This is a genomic window from Acinetobacter sp. CY05 (assembly GCF_059515805.1).
In genome coordinates this window covers 59,591-76,110 of the sequence record NZ_JCAKMW010000012.1, presented here as the reverse complement: position 1 = coordinate 76,110, position 16,520 = coordinate 59,591, and the positions used below count along the sequence as shown (strand labels likewise).

Below are 16,520 nucleotides of genomic sequence, written 5' to 3'. Positions count from 1 at the left end.
AAAGCCTAAAATAATGCGCATTTTTAGGGCAGCTATATACTGCTTTAGCATGCAAGATATGCTACAACATCCTATATCGGTGCAGTATGGAACACTGCATGAGTCAAAATAAAAAATAACAAAAATAGGATCGTGGTGATGGACCTTCAACGATGGCATCCTTTACAAACCCAACATTTAATCCAGCCCAAAACGCCTTTAGCAGCGCCTGTATTTCATATACAGCCACACATGAGTCATATTTACTCAAGTATCGAACTATGTTTATCTGAGCTCATTGATATTGCAAAACAATCAAATATGGCGCTTGGCATTACCGATCAGTATGGTACGTTAATGCGTACATGGAATAGTCGCCTCATGCAAACTGCTGCCGAACAAGTCCATTTTGTAGAAGGTGGGCATTGGTCCACGCAAGCAGTCGGCAGTAATGCCATTGGTCTAACACTTAATGTACAACAGGCAACCTGTGTACATTCACATGAAAATGAAATGGATAGCGTACGTGATTGGGTATGCTATGCCGCTCCTATTTTGGATCCAATCTCAGGCCATCTACAAGGGGTTGTCAATTTATCCACCAAATCTAATCGACACAATGCACTCGGGATATGTGCAGCCAGTCACTGTGCACGTTTATTGTCGGATGCACTGCGCTATCAGCAACGTTTACAACTCTATACTTTAGGGCCAGCCTATGTAGTGTTTAATCAACAACGTTTACCATTAAGTCTGCGGCAAATTGAAATTTTGGCTATTTTAGCGCTCCATCCCCAAGGGATGAATTTAGAACAACTCCATCATGCAATTTATGGTGAGCGTGAGGTAGCTTTAAATACTTTAAAAGCCGAAATTTCAGTATTAAGGCGTTATTTACCCAATTGTTTAGAAAATCGTACTTATCGTTTAAGTTGCCATGTTGAAGCTGATTTTTTACAAGCCGAACAAGCACTCAAGCAGAGGCTCATTGCCAGCAGCTTTAATCTCTACCGCGGTACATTTTTAGCCAAAACCGAAAGCCCTACTTTAATCGCATGGCGACATTGTTTTGATGCTAAGTTCAGTCAACTCATTTATCAAATGCACGATGTGGACGCACTGTTGGACTTACTGAGCCGTGCACCAGAGCGCTTAGATGTACTGCAGCGAATTATCGATTTGTTACCTCGTGAACATCAGTTATACCAACATATGTACGCGTTATTAGAGACTTAGTTAAAAATACAACCTATTTCATGTTCACAAGACTGCATCTTTTACTTGCATATCGCTACAGCTTTAACCCACTTGTTATACACAGCAAGCTAAGGTTTTACCTATGCTAAAGCCTTAAACTCTTAAGAGGACATCGAGTATGCGTGCATTAACTTATCATTCCGCACGGGATGTGCGAGTCGAAACGGTAGCGGATCCGATCATACAAGCGCCAGATGATGTAATTCTAAGGGTGACAGCAACAGCAATTTGTGGCTCAGACCTGCATTTATATCGCGGTAAAATTCCGGCGACCCAAGCAGGCGATATTTTTGGTCATGAATTTATGGGAATTGTGGAAGAAGTCGGTCCTGAAGTCCATCAAGTCAAAAAAGGTGATCGTGTTATTATTCCCTTTGTCATTGCCTGTGGTGATTGCTTCTTCTGTCAGCACGATCTCACTGCAGCATGTGAAAAAACCAATACGGGTCGCGGTGCCATTATCAACAAAAAGCAGATTCCTCCGGGGGCAGCCTTATTTGGCTATAGTCATTTATACGGTGGAATTGCAGGCGGACAAGCTGAGTATGTCCGGGTACCTAAAGGCAATATAGGGCCATTTAAAGTTCCAGGCTCACTGCCAGATGAAAAAGTCTTATTTTTAACTGATATTTTACCCACTGCTTGGCAAGCTGTCACCAATGCGCAGGTGAAAGCGGGCTCAAGTGTGGCGGTGTATGGTGCAGGGCCAGTGGGTTTACTGTCGGTCGCATGTGCCAAGATGCTTGGTGCTGAGCAAATTTTTATTGTCGATCATCACGATTACCGTTTAGATTTTGCGCATCATACCTATGGTGCAATTCCAGTCAACTTCGATCATGTTGATGCTGCTGAATTTATTATCTCAAGAACAGCAGGTTATCGCGGTGTAGATGCGGTTATTGATGCAGTAGGTTTTGAAGCCAAAGGCAGCGTTATTGAAACTGTGCTGACCAACTTAAAGCTTGAAGGTTCGAGTGGCGTTGCCCTACGGCAATGCATTGCTGCAGTACGTCGTGGTGGCACAGTGAGCATTCCTGGCGTTTATGCAGGACCAATTCATGGCTTTTTATTGGGTGATGCTTTTGATAAGGGTTTAACCTTTAAAATGGGACAAACGCATGTGCATCATTTATTGCCCACCTTACTTGAGCATATTGAAAATGGCGACTTAAGACCAGAGGTCATTATCACCCACAACATGCGCCTCGAAGAGGCAAGTGAAGCCTACCGTATCTTTGACCAATGCGAACAAGATAGTCGTAAAATTATTTTAACCCCTTAATTTAACTCATTTCATTACTGCAAAAAAAATCCCAGCCGAGAGGGGGTAGATGGCTGGGACGAAACGAGAAATCAGGTAGAAAGCATGCGATCGCTTTTCATGTCCATGATCATAAAATAAGCATAGCTTAAAGTAAAAACGTAAAATCTCATCATTTACATCGAATTTACCAATCTATGTTTAGTTTTTCTAATTATTTCAATACAAACAAAAATAAAAATCTATTACAATAATTAATAATTATCATTTACCAATATTAGCATTATTCTTCTCATCGATAACCAGATGACTGAATATCTGAGTTGATGCAGCTTAATTTTACAATAGGTTTCCACTATGAAAGAGTGTGACGGGCAATCTCGAGCCTATACCCTAGTATGCTTCCCCCCTGCCGGATGCAGCGCAACCATCTATCAAGCTTTTCAAAAATACCTTCATCCCTCCTGCCATTTGCTGGCACTTGACTATCCTGGACATGGGCGAAAATTCGCTCAGCCACTTGAATCTGATATCAAAGCCCTGAGTCAGCAGCTTGCACAAGAGATCAACGATAGAACCACTCAAGAGATCATCTTGTTTGGACACAGCTTAGGAGCCGCTTTGATCTGGCCGGTAGTAGAAGCTTTAAAAAATCAAGCTGTATGGCCACGTATTAAGATGCTCGTAATCAGTAGTCGTCCAGCACCACAGCACAGCCAACATTTATTAGCGAAACATCAACTTGATGATCAAGCGTTAGTACAACAATTACAACACTACCAATATGTGCCCGCACATATTTTCAAGCACCCTGATATGCTACGTCTTTGTTTTAAGCTTATTCGGCATGATTTTGCTTTAAGTGATGCTTTGATTTCACAATCGCCACCCTGTCAAACCCATCTCCCTGTTTTGCTTTTACATGGCGATCAAGATCCAGATTTAACAACAACTCAAATGTTGGATGCTTGGCAAGGTTATACTCAACGTTGGTTAGGGCGTATTGCCTTTACAGGTCATCATTTTTATTTTACCCAGCCCAATATCCTCAAGCACATGCTGTCTTGTATCGAAGAAAAATTCCAAACTCTACATACAGCCAGCACATCACTTTGAATAGCCACCAAAATTCTAGACACACGTAACCATCTTTTGATGGGCCTTTTCATAATCTAATGGAGAACGCTGACCATTGGAACCATGCCTGCGTTTTGTATTGTAGAACATCTCAATATATTCAAAGATATCAGACCTAGCCTCAGTTCTTGATGCATATATTTTCTTTTTGATCCTCTCGCGTTTTAACAGTTGAAAAAAGCTCTCGGCAACAGCAGCCATAAATTGCCCATTTTCCAAGATTAAACGCTCAATTTTGGTGTCATATAAAATGTCTACCCCTAAGTTTTCTGCGCTGCGAAAATAGGCGTTGACTAAGGCTTTACCCCCACCCATAAAAAAAGCATTGGTACGTGCCACATGTAAAGCACCTGATAATGGCGGTTGAAAATTCACCCCATGCTTACGCATCCAATCTCGACATGTAGCTGTACTACGAATCACTAAACGTGCCAAGTGTTCATTGGTTTTTCCACCTGTAACCTTGAGTAGATCTTGCCAATATTCTTCTTCAGGATAGGCTTCAACTAAGACATCCTGCGGTGCATCATGCATGCAGCGCAAGTTACGTGTGTGTTGGGAATTGCCACCACGCCATAGTTTAGGCGCAGCTTCAATGAGTAATACTGAGGCACCCGCCTCACGTGCAGTCAAAGCTGCACAAAGTGCGGCATTCCCACCGCCAATCACAACGACATCATGCATCGTTTGTTTCCCTTCTCGATTTTTGTTCAATGTAATCAAAAAGTGATCAAGGTAGTGATAAGCAGGGACTAAATAGGTATTTAATTTTATTAAATAGGAGATTGGTCTATAAGCGTAGCGCTTGGCCAAACTTGCTTTTGAATCAAGTCTTTAATACAGAGTTTAATCGCTACTTTTGCTGCTAAAGAAGCAGGTGACAATTGTTCTTCAGCTAGACTAATTAAATAATTAATCCGCGATAAATCCGGCTGTTTAATTTTCAATAAGCATAAACGACCTTTAAGGGATGGAAATAGAGCACTTCCTGGCTGGATAGTGGCCATGTCTAAATTGGCCACACAATCCATAAGCAGATGTAAACCATCAATTTCACAACTCACTTGAATATTATCAACTTTTTGATTAAGAAATTTACGTAGACCATGTCGTTGACTCGGCAACACCAAAGGTAGACGATTGGCCTGTTCAAAATTAATTTCGCCTTGTTGAATACATTTACCAAGCTCATATTTTTTTAATAAATTTGGCGTTGCCATTAAAAACATTTGCTCTTCAAGCAAGGCTTGAATCGACCATTGTGGGTCAACGTCTTTAGTAAAAATAATGGCAAGATCCAACTGACGCGCATTCACCAAATGGCTTAAATTACCTGACAAACTTTCCACCAAATGCACTTTAATATCAGGGTAACGAGTTTGCATCAATTGCATCAGTGGTACACCCAACACAGATGCTAGACTTGGCGACATCCCAATACTAACATGACCAGATAAGCGTGAAGAATGCGCAGCTTCCACTGCATATTGCATATGCCGGAGTACCAGTTGCGCTTGTTTATAAAATGCTAAACCAGAAGGGGTAGGGGTCACGCCTTGGGCACTGCGTTGTAATAAGCGCGTTGAAAGTTCATCCTCAAGTTTGGCAATTTGCTGACTCAAGGCAGATGTCCCAAGCTGCAATTTTTTTGCCGCTTTACCAATACTACCGGCCTCTACAATGCTAATAAAATATTTAATTTGTCGTGAATCCATCACAATCTCATCATCGTGTTTTGAATATTGTGCGCATAAATTTGATTTTGTTCTAGTTTTTGTAAAAAACATCTACATTTAATTTTCTATCCCAATTTGTTTTATACTGCAGCAGTCGTTTTCAGATCAAATATGGCCATGCAATTACACGCCGATTTTACTCAAACCGTTATTTTGTGTCCGGAAGATTATCATTGGACACCCTCCCCTGGCGGACAGGTGAATCGCGTGATGCTAGAACGCATTGGACAAGAGCGTGCCCGTGCTACCAGTTTAGTTGAGTACCCACAAGGTGCAAACTTCCCGAGTCATGATCATCCGTTGGGGGAGGAAATTTTAGTATTGTCTGGCATATTTACAGAAAATGACCAGCAACATTATGCGCAAGGTTGGTATTTACGTAATCCCCATCAATCCCAGCATCAACCATCAAGTGCAACGGGTTGCATTATTTTTGTCAAACTCATGCAAATGCAAGCCACAGAACAAACACCAGTTCGCATCAATACACACGATGCGTCACTTTGGGTGAATACACGCTATGGGCTACGTTTAGACTTGTACCAAGATCCATATGAGAACACCTATTTATTCAAACCTCGCTTGGCCCATCCTTTTAGCCTCTCAGACCCACAAGGTGTAGAATTATTGATTGTACAAGGGGCACTTCATACGCATAAGACTGTTTTCACTCAAGGCACATGGCTACGTCTTGCCGCGCACGATCAATTGCATTTTACTCAATCAGATCCAGATACCATCTTATATCTCAAACGTGGGCATCTGCTGCATGCGATGCATTTATGGCAGAAGACCGAGGCAGGATCAAACTAAATACCACACCCTTTTGCGTATTTTGAACTTTTGCTTCACCGCCATGCAATTGCATGATGGCGCGCACAATGGCTAAGCCTAAGCCACCTTGTTGTTGTGTTCTGGTACTGTCCACTTGATAAAAGCGTTCAAACAAATGGGCTAAATGTTGTTCAGCAATTTGCACATTTGGGGTAAGTACCTCAATCACGGTCTGCTGTTGTTGATAAGCATGGATCTGAATGATGTGCTGAGGCTGCCCATATTGCAGACTATTACTGATTAAATTTGATAAAGCCCTTTGTATAAGTTCAAGATCAGCGTAGACAGTTTCGACCTCTAGACTTAACTGAAAAGACATCTGCTTTTCTTCAGCCCATAATTCAAAGTATTCGACTAGCTCCTCAAGCACCACTTTTAAATTTAGCTTTTGATAGGTCAACGCGGTATTGTTTTGCTCTGCTCTAGCAATAAATAACATATTGTTAATCATCTGATTTAAACGCTGATACTCGTCTAAATGCCGATCGAGGAGCTGCGCATATTGCTCAGCATCATATTGATTTAATAAAGCATATTGCGTTTGTGCCATCAGGTTATTTAAAGGCGTACGTAATTCATGAGCAATATCGGCTGAAAAACGAGCCAATTGCAAATAATTATTTTCAATCTTGATCAGCATCTGATTCAGGGTATACGCTAGCGTACTGAGTTCTGGACTCGATGGCTGAGCATTAAATACCTGCGACAACCGATTTAAATCAATTCTTTGTGCATCAGCAATCAATTGAGTCAAGCTAGATAGAATCTGTCGCCCTAGATAAGCCCCCAATAGACTCGACAAAATAATCCCTAACACACTATACAACACTAATTGTCGTAAATACGCGATTAAGGTTTGCCTATGTTCATGGCTCGCCTTACCTGCAATCAAGTCATAATACTGACCCCGATGCTCAAAGGATTGATAGGCTAAGCGCATAGAAAGGCTATGGGTATTGATATCTACAAATTGGATCTGTCCAGCACTATACAGCTGCGGCAATGGTAACTGCTGTGGATTAATATTAATTAACGTCTGCTGACGATCTTTTAAAATCAATAAGCTATCGGCTTCACCCACCATATTTTGATACAATTTGGGATACTGTATCAACAAATTTAGGCTATCAGGATGCTGCAAAAACACACTCATACGCTCAATACGTGCGCTCAGCTGTTGTTGCAACTGCTGATCTAAAATATGTTGCATATTCTGATATGACAACCAACCAATGAGGCTAAACACCAGCAGACTGACAATGCTAAACGCCAAACTTAAACGCTGTACCAGAGTGAGCGATTTCATACTCATCCTAAACGATAGCCCATACCACGAATGGTATGAATCAGCTTAGTGGTATAGTCATCATCAATTTTACTGCGCAAACGTCGAATCGCAACATCAACCACATTGGTATCTGTCTCAAAGTTAATTTTCCATACTGCGGAAGCAATTTGAGCACGCGTTAAAATTTCACCCTGATGACGCATAAACAGATGTAATAAAGCAAATTCTTTGGCGGTTAATGCAATAGTGTGAGAAGCACGTGTGACTTGATGTTGCACAAGATCAAGCTTTAAATCTTGATAGGTATAAGCGGTCGGTTCACTATGGCCCACACGGCGTAAAACACTTTTTATCCGTGCCAAAAGTTCGATATAAGAAAAAGGCTTCACCAAGTAATCATCTGCACCTAACTCTAAACCTTTAACACGATCTAATACATCATCTTTGGCGGTGAGCATAAGCACTGGCGTATTAGAAAAAGTTCTTAGCGTTTGTAACACCTGCCAGCCATCGAGCTCTGGCAACATGACATCCAACAATACCAAATCGTAACACTCATTGTGGAGGTGAACTAAGGCCTGCCGACCATTTTGACAATGCTCAGTAAAATAACCTGAATCGGCTAAACTTGTAGCAAGGAATTCAGCTGTTTTCAGCTGATCTTCAACAATAAGAATTTTCATACTGCTATTGTAAATAAAATCTAGCCTTAGGCACATTACAAATCAGTAATTTGATTGTCATCTTATCCAAGCAAAGTTTTGATTAAGCTTGTGGCATCAGATGAGATTGGATGAAAAATCATGAAAAGCATACTGGGCATAACTGTGCTACTGATGAGTAGCATGAGTTGGGCCTTACCCACGCACTATGCGATGGATTTAAATTTTGCTCAGCAACTTGGACAGAAAACCATGCAGAGCTGCCAACAATTGAGTCAGCCTGCGGCTGTGGTAGTGCTCGATCAAGGTGGGCAAGTGCTCTTTAGTCAACGCCATGAAACAGTGGGCCCACACAATTTAATTGCTGCGCAAAAAAAAGCCTATACCGCATTTTCAACCAAAACAGCAACCCTGCAATTTATGCGCCAGGCTCAAAGCAATCCTGATGCACAGAATCTAAACACTTTAGATAATTTGCTACTTTTAGGCGGTGGAATCCCCATTTATGTTGACCAGCAATTGCTAGGTGCCCTCGGTGTGGCAGGTGCTGGTGGCTCTGAGCAGGACCATGCATGCGCCAATCAGGCAGTTCAACAGATCACCCAACAACATCTATCTTTAAAAGGAAAATAATATGTTCATTAAACTTTTAACCATGAGCACTGTTTTATTTACAACTCAAGCTATGGCCCAAAACCCACTGAGCGTTCATGTACTAAATTTGGAAAATGGCCTACCTTCTGCCAATGTACATGTGGTGCTTGAAGAACAAAAAAATGGTCAATGGGTTAAGCTCTCTGAAGCAAAGACCAATCAACAAGGCCGTATTAGCGCTTTATTTCCAGAAAAGCAAAAATTCAGCAACACAACTTATAAAGTAACCTTTAAGACTGGTGACTGGTTTAAAGCCAAACAACAACAGACGTTCTTCCCTGAAGTACCCGTAATTTTTCAAACTGATGGTTCTGTTGAGCACTATCATATTCCGTTATTACTGAGCCCTTATGGTTATTCTACATATCGTGGTAATTAAACAAAAAAAAGCCTGATCATTTGATCAGGCTTTTTTTATATTGCAGACTTAAAGTGCAACAATATTTACAGCGCTAGGACCTTTTTGGCCTTCAACAACACTGAAAGACACTTTTTGGCCTTCAGTTAATGTTTTGAAACCAGAACCAGTAATTTCTTTGAAGTGTGCGAATACATCTGGACCAGTTTCAGGTTGAATAAAACCAAAACCTTTAGTTTCGTTAAACCATTTTACTGTACCAGTCATAGTATTTGACATATAAAAACCTATTTCATTTTAATATTTATGCATGTGCATAAAAGAGATTTGACTTCAAAACGTATTGAGATTTTAGTTTGAAAATTAGACTGCGAAGAATTAATAAATAACACACCGAAATTTAAAAAAAACACCAACCAAATATCGTTTTTATGTTGAAGTTTTATTTTAAAGTAAAAACATCAGATATACGAGGTTTTTTTCTATTTATTTGACCAACGGTCTACTCTAGCAGCAATAATTCCCAATTACAGGCTAAAATGCCTACTCTTGAATGACTAGAGTATAGAAACGACCCTAGCTAAAACAGAAAAAGCCCCAATTATTGGGGCTTTGATAAATTTTATTTCCAAATAAATGGCGACTGATTTTGCTCAGCTTCATAACGCGATTCAAGTGGCATACCGGTACGATCTTTAAGCAAACAGATCGCCAACAGGGCTAAACCTGCTAATGACATGAGATAGATGGTCACTAACGTGGTTGAACCTGACACTCCAATCAGCCATGCCGCAATCATTGGTGCAAAGGCACCGCCCATAATTGAGCCAATCGCATAGGTAATGGAAATACCTGAAAAACGAATAGATGCAGGGAACAGTTCAGTATATAAAATTGCATTAACACCATGGGTAAAGCCAACGCCCATAGACAAAAAGAATAAAGCTAAAGCAATTCCTGCATAGTTTGCAGTATCCACCAGTGGAAATACCACCAATGCAGCAACCAATTGTAAAACTGCACCTAAGATATAGATTTTTTTACGGCCAAACTTATCTGATAATACTGCCGAGAACCAAGTAAAAAATGCCCACACTACAGCTGAAAGTGTGACTAAGAGTAAAATTGTTGAACGTTCTAGCGCAATTGGACCTGCTGGATTGGTGGTATAGTTTTGAATAAAACCACCTGTGGTCATATATCCTAAGCCTGTGGTTCCAGCACACAGTAATGCAGCTAAAAACACCGTTAACTTATGATCTTTGAATAAGGTTTTAATTGGCTGTTCATTCGTGGCTTTACGTTGTTTAATTTCCTCAAATACTGGGCTCTCACCAATGGCACGGCGAATCCAATGGCCCACCAATAACAAAACCACGCTTAATAAGAAAGGTACACGCCAGCCCCATTCGGTAAACGCCTCTCCAGGCGCAACCCATTTAGTCATAATCACTAATACCAAAGAAGCTAACAGCAATCCAAAAGGAATCCCTAGCTGAGGATAAGAGCCAAAACGACCACGCTTTTCTTTAGGTGCATGTTCAACTGCCATTAATACCGCACCACCCCATTCACCACCTGCTGAAATACCCTGCAAGATACGCAATAAAATCAACAAAATAGGTGCTGCTATACCAATACTGGCATAGGTAGGAAGCAAACCAATGGCAACTGTTGATCCTCCCATTAAAATTAAGGTAATCACTAACATTGCACGGCGACCAATTTTATCCCCGTAATGGCCTGCAATAAAAGCACCTAGTGGACGAAATAAAAAGCTAATTCCAACCGAAGCAAAAACCAACAATGTTGCAAATAGTGGCCCTGCTGGTGTGAAAAACAGTTGATTAAAGACTAAGCCTGCAACAGCAGCGTAGACAAAATAGTCATACCACTCAATGGTGGTACCGACAATCGTTGCATAAGCAACTTTACGATCTGCGCTGGTATCATGTGCCGCTGGTGCACTTGCAGTTGTTGTTATCGTTTCACTCATAGACATGTCCTCGTTGTTCCTTAACGACAGATGTTTTAATTACTTGTTTTACAAATTAATTTTGATTTTTCCTTGACCACGTGAACAGCAACTCATCATACGTCGCATGGCATCACGCTCTGTGGGAGTGAGTACTTTATCGCGGTGTTCAATGGCGCCCTCTACTACCTCCACTTGGCAACTGCCACATAAGCCTTCTTTACAATCTGAACTGATCTCCACGCCATGCTCAAGCAAACACTCCAATAGGGTCTGCTCTGCTGTAACATGCAATGTACGTTGACTGCTCATCAGCTCAACTTCAAAGGCTTGATTATTCTGCTCAAGGTTTAAAGCGCTAAAGTGTTCAATCGTCAGTTCGACTGCATCATTACAATGTAATTGCTGTAATTGCTCGAGCAAAGCTGCCGGACCACACGCACATAACTGCGTTTGTGGCGCAAGGCTTTGATATAAATCGGTCAAATCCAGTCGTTGTATGTGGCTTAGATAAACTTCAGTCTGTGGATGTCGAGCTAAAACCTCATCCAACAGCGGCATTTGTGCCTCATCTCTTCCTAAATAAATGAGTCGATAATCACGACCGTGTTGTTTAAGTTGGTTCGCCATAGCGAGAATAGGCGTAATACCAATCCCTGCTGCCAGCAATACATGTTGCTGCGCCTGCAGATTGAGTTGAAAAAAGTTCTTAGGGCCACGAATATCTAAAGCATCACCTACTTTTAAGTGTTGGTGTAACCACGCCGAACCACCACGGCTATTGTCGGCATGTTTGACCACAATGCGGTAGTGTTGATCATCCACTGCCGAACATAAAGAATATTTACGTTGTAAGCCATTAGGCAGATGTAGCTCAACATGCGCGCCCGCCTGCCAAGTCGGTAAGTCATCTGCTATTGCCACCAGTTCAATACTTTTACAACGTGCATTGATTTGTTCAATATGTTGAACTTTTACCTGACGATACAGTTGCTTAGAATCAGGTGGACCTATTTTAAAATCCATACGCGCTGGAGTGGATTGCTCATGTTGCCATTCAACCCACAGCGCTTTAGGACCACGAAACGATGTATTGGCTAAATATACAAACTCTTGATCACAGAGCCTTAAATCCGGAAAATGACGAGTAAGTGCTTCAATAAAAATACAGATTTCCATGCGTCCAATGTTACGTCCCATACATTGATGGGCACCATAACCAAAGGTGAGATGTTCTGCAGAATTATCGCGATATAGATCAATTTCATCTGGTGCATTGAAGTGGCGTGGATCTTGATTGGCCGTTGCAGAGACTAAAAAGATTTTATCGCCTGCTTTAAAATCAATACCATTAAAATGAATATCTTGTGTCACCTGACGGCGCCAAGACACTACAGAACCTGCATAACGTAAACACTCTTCTACAGCTTGAGGGATGAGTTCCGGGTGTTGAGACAACTTCCGCCAAAGTTGAGGACGTTCTAGTAATACTTTCACTGCATTGCTTGCAGCCAATGATGTGGTCTCATGTGCAGCCACCATAATCGCCATCATCATAGAATGCAGGTAATTGTCGGTGACCACCTCCGGCATGGCTTTATTTTGCGCAATCATGTCATACATCCAGCCTTGACCATCCGACTGTTGCTTCATTTTTTCTAGCACTTGACCCGAGTATTGCCAAAATTGCCCCACACCCTCAGCGACAGCACACTGCTCATCTACACTTGGACGACCCCAAGTATTGACAGTATGTGCCACAGCAAATTTTTTCAGTTCTTGCATATCCTCTTCAGGAATACCTAAAAAATGCAGCGCCACCATTAAAGGCACATCCCAGAATAATTCTGCGACTAAATCAGCTTTTTGCTTATGGGCAAATTGCTCAACTTTTTCTGTTACCAGCTTATGTACAAATTGTTTAAGTGTTTCTAGCTGCTGTGGTGCAAAGGCATCCAATAAAGCACGGCGGCGTTGCATATGCACTGGTTCATCTTCATTGACCAAGGTGCGATTCATTGCATAGTGATACTTTTTTAAGATCGCATCTGCTTCTGGGCTATTGGGTGTAAGCTTTTCCAGTGCATTACACGCTGAGAAGACAATTGGATCACGGAAAATAGCTTTGACATCGTCATAACGGGTGACGATCCAATAGCCCATATTTTCAGAGTAAAAAATCGGCAACTGCTCACGAAAATCGTGCAAGGCAGTCGCAGGATCTTGTTGATAAGCCTGATCAAAGAAATCAAAACTTTTGGCTGCATCTTGCAGCTGATGAAACGGACAGCCTGCCCCTTCCTTGGCCACGTAGCTATTCATTGTTGTTATCCTTCATCCATTGTTCTAATATGGAACATCTTGTTCTAATTCATAAAATATAGCCTACTTTAAGCGCGCTCAACTTGTCAATCCATCGACAAATAAAAAGCGATACATAATTTTATAAATTAAATATATCAGAGAATCATAATGGATACACTACAAACTTTAGAAAAAGGTTTAATCACTTTAAATTATGTGGCGCAAAAAAATGCGCAGCTGAGCATTGCTGAACTTGCCAGTGCACTCAAGATCAATCGCACTACGATGTATAAGATTGTACACACCCTAGAACAGCAAGGTTTGGTGAGGGTTAACCTCAGTAATCAGGTCGAATTGGCCAGCAAAGTGATTGACTTATATAGCAGCTACAGCCGTCTTATTCCTTTACAAGCTCAAGTGGTTTTGGATGAGTTAGCACAGTTGACCAATATGCCCAGCGCCTTAGTCATTGCTGAAGGACAAGAATGTGTGGTGGTCAAGACTGCTTTTCCAGAGAATTTATTGCTAAAAATTAATTATCAACTAGGTTCAAGGCATCCCATTGGCATTGCGGCAGCAGGTCAAGTGTTGGCAAGCTTATTAACCGATGCCCATCAACACAGCCAATTAGAGCAGGTACGCCAGCAAGGCTATGCCTATTCACAAAATGTATTGCAACAAGGTGCTGCAGGTTTATATGTGCCGATCCCCAAACGCCACATGACCTTAGGTGTAACTCAATTGGGCGAGATTGATATTGCACGTTATTTGCCGTTCTTACAACGTGCAGCATTGGCCTTAAGTGGCGAAGCTTAAGCTCCTCAAGCAGCAGCCAAAAAAAAACGACCATCTCTGGTCGTTTTTTTTGGCTGATTTAAATTTCACATTTACTCTTCTAATAAGCTTCTGAGCATCCAAGCTGTTTTTTCATGAACATCGAGTCGTTGTGTCAGTACATCTGCTGTCGGCTGATCATTAGCAGCATCCACTACCTCAAAAATACCACGCGCAGTACGTGCCACAGCTTCATGAGCATTCACTAAAATTTGAATCATTTCGGTTGCTTTGGGTACGCCCTCTACTTCTTGAATAGACGCCAGCGCAACAAATTGTTTATACGTACCTGGTGCAGGGAATCCCAAGGCCCGAATACGCTCTGCAATAATATCTAAGGCATTCCATTGTTCAGTGTACTGTTGCATAAACATATTATGTAGGCTATTGAATTGTGGCCCTGTCACGTTCCAATGGAAGTTATGCGTCATTAAGTACAGTGTATAACTATCCGCGAGTAAGCGTGAGAGTCCTTCTACAATTTTACTGCGATCTTCTGTTGAAATACCAATATTGATTTTGGCTGATTTGGGTTGGTTTTTATGTCCCACAATATGACTCCATTTTTTATTGATTCACAGCCCAAACACCATAGCATGCTTTGTAATAATCAGTATAAAGCTTAACAAAAATGCTGTACTTGTTGAGCAATTTTCAACATCTTGCTGCAAGCTACTGAGTGCATTGACTGATATGTATAGACCTTTATCATCACTGTCTTGGGCATTACTCTATGCTTTTGTGATGTCGTGGTAAAAATTAGACTGTTGTGTTGCTTTAATTGCTGCAATTTATACATTTTTTAAGTTTAGATATCTCTTTAACGCATATCTATGCCTGACCATAGTGTCTAAAAATCAACAGTACACCACCTAAAAAAATAAAAAAATCAAAGACTTAGATTAGCACTTTTTTGCTACTACTTGTGGCTTTTTCTGTTAAACACTTTTTTTGCTATTTTCTGCATAAATCGCCATTTCTCTTGCAAAATGCGCTTGGTTAACGTGTCGGCATTAGATAAGGAATGCTTTATGACACGTTTACATCCTCCAGCACAACATATTCACTCGGATCAAGAGGCAATTGCTGCAGCATATCAAGTGGCAGATTTGGCTTTAGCTGGTCGTAACCTGCGCGACCAACAACGCCTATTACCTTTTGATGAAATTGAGGCCTTTAGTCAACGTGGTTTAGGCGGTATGCGTATTCCAAAATCTTTTGGTGGTGCACGTATTTCGCATAAGACCTTGGCACATGTGTTTCGTATTCTCAATAAAGCCGATTCGAGTCTAGGACAAATTCCACAAAATCAAATCAGCCTCTTGTACCTGATTGAACTGATGGGCACAGAGCAGCAAAAACAGTTTGTATTTGAGCAAATTTTGCAAGGCAAACGTTTAGCCAATGGTGGGCCTGAAAAAAACACCAAAGATACCAAAACCTTAGCCACACATTTAAGCCATGAAAACGGTCAATATTTTGTCGATGGAGAAAAGTTTTATTCCACAGGCAGTCAATTCGCCGATTGGCTGGCGATTAAAGCCATTCATCCTGAAGGACATGTGGTGCTGACGTTGGTGGATCGTTATGCTCAAGGAGTAGAAGTGATTGACGATTGGGACGGTTTTGGTCAGCGTACTACCTCAAGTGGCACCGTGAAACTTGAGCACGTTGCTATTGATCCTTTATTAATTTTTGATGAACGAATTTTAACTCAAACTCCTAATTATCGCGGTGCATATTCACAACTGTTACAAGTCGCGATTGATGTTGGCATTGCTGAAGCTGCTTTTGCCGATACATTAACCGCCATTCATAAGGCACGTCCGATTATCGACAGTGGTGTAGATAAAGCCAGCCTTGAGCATTACACCCTGCATGAAGTGGGTCGTTTAAACATTTTATTGGATGCAGCCATCTTACTGCTCGATGAAGCGGCAGACTACTTAGACCAGCTTGAAGCCCAACATAATATGAGCTTTGAGGACGCCGCCAAAGCTTCAATTTTGGTGGCAGAGGCCAAAGTCTATGCCAACGACGCTGCCTTACACATTTCAGAAAAACTGCTTGAACTTGGCGGTAGTCGCGCAAGCTTAAGTCAACATAACCTTGATCAGCATTGGCGCAATGCGCGTGTCCATACCCTACACGATCCAGTACGCTGGAAAATTCATGCCATTGGCAACTATTACTTAAATGATGTGTTACCTGCACGTCATGCGTGGATTTAAGGAGAACAAT

At 41.4% G+C, this 16,520-nt stretch carries 16 protein-coding genes; 8 read left to right on the top strand and 8 right to left on the bottom strand.

What is annotated here, in order from left to right; translation table 11 throughout:
• Nucleotides 1-138: 138 nt before the first annotated feature.
• The 3 genes from AC5YCD_RS09980 (at nt 139) to AC5YCD_RS09970 (ending at nt 3,613) form a co-directional block, all read left to right on the top strand.
• A complete protein-coding gene (locus AC5YCD_RS09980) occupies nt 139-1,215 on the top strand; it encodes an AfsR/SARP family transcriptional regulator (RefSeq protein ID WP_496129893.1) in 1,077 nt (358 codons plus the stop codon).
• A gap of 139 nt (nt 1,216-1,354) precedes the next feature.
• Complete coding sequence (locus tag AC5YCD_RS09975) at nt 1,355-2,518, top strand: zinc-dependent alcohol dehydrogenase (protein ID WP_496129892.1); 1,164 nt, start codon at nt 1,355-1,357, stop codon at nt 2,516-2,518.
• 336 nt (nt 2,519-2,854) lie between these two features.
• Nucleotides 2,855-3,613: a thioesterase II family protein gene (locus tag AC5YCD_RS09970; protein ID WP_496129891.1), complete on the top strand. Its 759-nt coding sequence runs from the start codon at nt 2,855-2,857 to the stop codon at nt 3,611-3,613.
• Nucleotides 3,614-3,628: 15 nt separating this feature from the next.
• On the opposite strand, the gene AC5YCD_RS09965 is transcribed toward AC5YCD_RS09970, so the two are convergent.
• Both AC5YCD_RS09965 and AC5YCD_RS09960 read right to left on the bottom strand, forming a co-directional pair.
• Nucleotides 3,629-4,318, bottom strand: a complete 690-nt coding sequence (locus tag AC5YCD_RS09965) for an FAD-dependent oxidoreductase (protein ID WP_496129890.1) — start codon at nt 4,316-4,318, stop codon at nt 3,629-3,631.
• A gap of 89 nt (nt 4,319-4,407) precedes the next feature.
• On the bottom strand, nt 4,408-5,349 hold the full coding sequence (locus tag AC5YCD_RS09960) for a LysR family transcriptional regulator (protein ID WP_496129889.1): 942 nt from the start codon (nt 5,347-5,349) through the stop codon (nt 4,408-4,410).
• 138 nt (nt 5,350-5,487) lie between these two features.
• On the opposite strand from AC5YCD_RS09960, the gene AC5YCD_RS09955 reads away from it, so the two are divergent.
• Complete coding sequence (locus tag AC5YCD_RS09955) at nt 5,488-6,183, top strand: cupin domain-containing protein (protein WP_496129916.1); 696 nt, start codon at nt 5,488-5,490, stop codon at nt 6,181-6,183.
• Here the strand turns inward: AC5YCD_RS09955 and AC5YCD_RS09950 are convergent.
• A complete protein-coding gene (locus tag AC5YCD_RS09950; protein ID WP_496129888.1) occupies nt 6,119-7,510 on the bottom strand; it encodes a heavy metal sensor histidine kinase in 1,392 nt (463 codons plus the stop codon). The genes AC5YCD_RS09955 and AC5YCD_RS09950 overlap by 65 nt on opposite strands.
• Nucleotides 7,511-7,512: 2 nt before the next feature.
• Complete coding sequence (locus AC5YCD_RS09945) at nt 7,513-8,175, bottom strand: heavy metal response regulator transcription factor (protein WP_496129887.1); 663 nt, start codon at nt 8,173-8,175, stop codon at nt 7,513-7,515.
• Between the two features lie 120 nt (nt 8,176-8,295).
• Here AC5YCD_RS09945 and AC5YCD_RS09940 point away from each other — a divergent pair, with 120 nt between their 5' ends.
• Both AC5YCD_RS09940 and uraH read left to right on the top strand, forming a co-directional pair.
• Nucleotides 8,296-8,787: a heme-binding protein gene (locus AC5YCD_RS09940; RefSeq protein WP_496129886.1), complete on the top strand. Its 492-nt coding sequence runs from the start codon at nt 8,296-8,298 to the stop codon at nt 8,785-8,787.
• Between the two features lies 1 nt (nt 8,788).
• Nucleotides 8,789-9,187 carry a hydroxyisourate hydrolase gene (gene uraH / locus AC5YCD_RS09935; protein WP_496129885.1) on the top strand — a complete coding sequence of 133 codons (399 nt, stop codon included), beginning with the start codon at nt 8,789-8,791 and terminating at the stop codon, nt 9,185-9,187.
• Between the two features lie 48 nt (nt 9,188-9,235).
• On the opposite strand, the gene AC5YCD_RS09930 is transcribed toward uraH, so the two are convergent.
• The 3 genes from AC5YCD_RS09930 to AC5YCD_RS09920 form a co-directional block, all read right to left on the bottom strand.
• Complete coding sequence (locus AC5YCD_RS09930; RefSeq protein WP_122902335.1) at nt 9,236-9,445, bottom strand: cold-shock protein; 210 nt, start codon at nt 9,443-9,445, stop codon at nt 9,236-9,238.
• Nucleotides 9,446-9,788: 343 nt separating this feature from the next.
• Nucleotides 9,789-11,162 carry an MFS transporter gene (locus tag AC5YCD_RS09925; protein WP_496129884.1) on the bottom strand — a complete coding sequence of 458 codons (1,374 nt, stop codon included), beginning with the start codon at nt 11,160-11,162 and terminating at the stop codon, nt 9,789-9,791.
• A gap of 48 nt (nt 11,163-11,210) precedes the next feature.
• A complete protein-coding gene (locus AC5YCD_RS09920; RefSeq protein ID WP_496129883.1) occupies nt 11,211-13,463 on the bottom strand; it encodes a cytochrome P450/oxidoreductase in 2,253 nt (750 codons plus the stop codon).
• Nucleotides 13,464-13,613: 150 nt separating this feature from the next.
• Here AC5YCD_RS09920 and AC5YCD_RS09915 point away from each other — a divergent pair, with 150 nt between their 5' ends.
• Nucleotides 13,614-14,261, top strand: a complete 648-nt coding sequence (locus AC5YCD_RS09915; protein WP_496129882.1) for an IclR family transcriptional regulator — start codon at nt 13,614-13,616, stop codon at nt 14,259-14,261.
• Between the two features lie 71 nt (nt 14,262-14,332).
• Here the strand turns inward: AC5YCD_RS09915 and AC5YCD_RS09910 are convergent, their stop codons facing one another.
• Nucleotides 14,333-14,830, bottom strand: a complete 498-nt coding sequence (locus AC5YCD_RS09910) for a Dps family protein (RefSeq protein ID WP_496129881.1) — start codon at nt 14,828-14,830, stop codon at nt 14,333-14,335.
• A gap of 480 nt (nt 14,831-15,310) precedes the next feature.
• Here AC5YCD_RS09910 and AC5YCD_RS09905 point away from each other — a divergent pair, with 480 nt between their 5' ends.
• Nucleotides 15,311-16,510: an SfnB family sulfur acquisition oxidoreductase gene (locus AC5YCD_RS09905; RefSeq protein WP_496129880.1), complete on the top strand. Its 1,200-nt coding sequence runs from the start codon at nt 15,311-15,313 to the stop codon at nt 16,508-16,510.
• The last annotated feature ends 10 nt before the right edge of the window (nt 16,511-16,520 follow it).

Bases quoted from the DNA above. Each gene is read 5' to 3' on its own strand.
- AC5YCD_RS09980 (WP_496129893.1), top strand. From the start codon at position 139: ATGGACCTTCAACGATGGCATCCTTTACAAACCCAACATTTAATCCAG.
- AC5YCD_RS09975 (WP_496129892.1), top strand. From the start codon at position 1,355: ATGCGTGCATTAACTTATCATTCCGCACGGGATGTGCGAGTCGAAACG.
- AC5YCD_RS09970 (WP_496129891.1), top strand. From the start codon at position 2,855: ATGAAAGAGTGTGACGGGCAATCTCGAGCCTATACCCTAGTATGCTTC.
- AC5YCD_RS09965 (WP_496129890.1), bottom strand. From the start codon at position 4,318: ATGCATGATGTCGTTGTGATTGGCGGTGGGAATGCCGCACTTTGTGCA.
- AC5YCD_RS09960 (WP_496129889.1), bottom strand. From the start codon at position 5,349: ATGGATTCACGACAAATTAAATATTTTATTAGCATTGTAGAGGCCGGT.
- AC5YCD_RS09955 (WP_496129916.1), top strand. From the start codon at position 5,488: ATGCAATTACACGCCGATTTTACTCAAACCGTTATTTTGTGTCCGGAA.
- AC5YCD_RS09950 (WP_496129888.1), bottom strand. From the start codon at position 7,510: ATGAAATCGCTCACTCTGGTACAGCGTTTAAGTTTGGCGTTTAGCATT.
- AC5YCD_RS09945 (WP_496129887.1), bottom strand. From the start codon at position 8,175: ATGAAAATTCTTATTGTTGAAGATCAGCTGAAAACAGCTGAATTCCTT.
- AC5YCD_RS09940 (WP_496129886.1), top strand. From the start codon at position 8,296: ATGAAAAGCATACTGGGCATAACTGTGCTACTGATGAGTAGCATGAGT.
- uraH (WP_496129885.1), top strand. From the start codon at position 8,789: ATGTTCATTAAACTTTTAACCATGAGCACTGTTTTATTTACAACTCAA.
- AC5YCD_RS09930 (WP_122902335.1), bottom strand. From the start codon at position 9,445: ATGTCAAATACTATGACTGGTACAGTAAAATGGTTTAACGAAACTAAA.
- AC5YCD_RS09925 (WP_496129884.1), bottom strand. From the start codon at position 11,162: ATGAGTGAAACGATAACAACAACTGCAAGTGCACCAGCGGCACATGAT.
- AC5YCD_RS09920 (WP_496129883.1), bottom strand. From the start codon at position 13,463: ATGAATAGCTACGTGGCCAAGGAAGGGGCAGGCTGTCCGTTTCATCAG.
- AC5YCD_RS09915 (WP_496129882.1), top strand. From the start codon at position 13,614: ATGGATACACTACAAACTTTAGAAAAAGGTTTAATCACTTTAAATTAT.
- AC5YCD_RS09905 (WP_496129880.1), top strand. From the start codon at position 15,311: ATGACACGTTTACATCCTCCAGCACAACATATTCACTCGGATCAAGAG.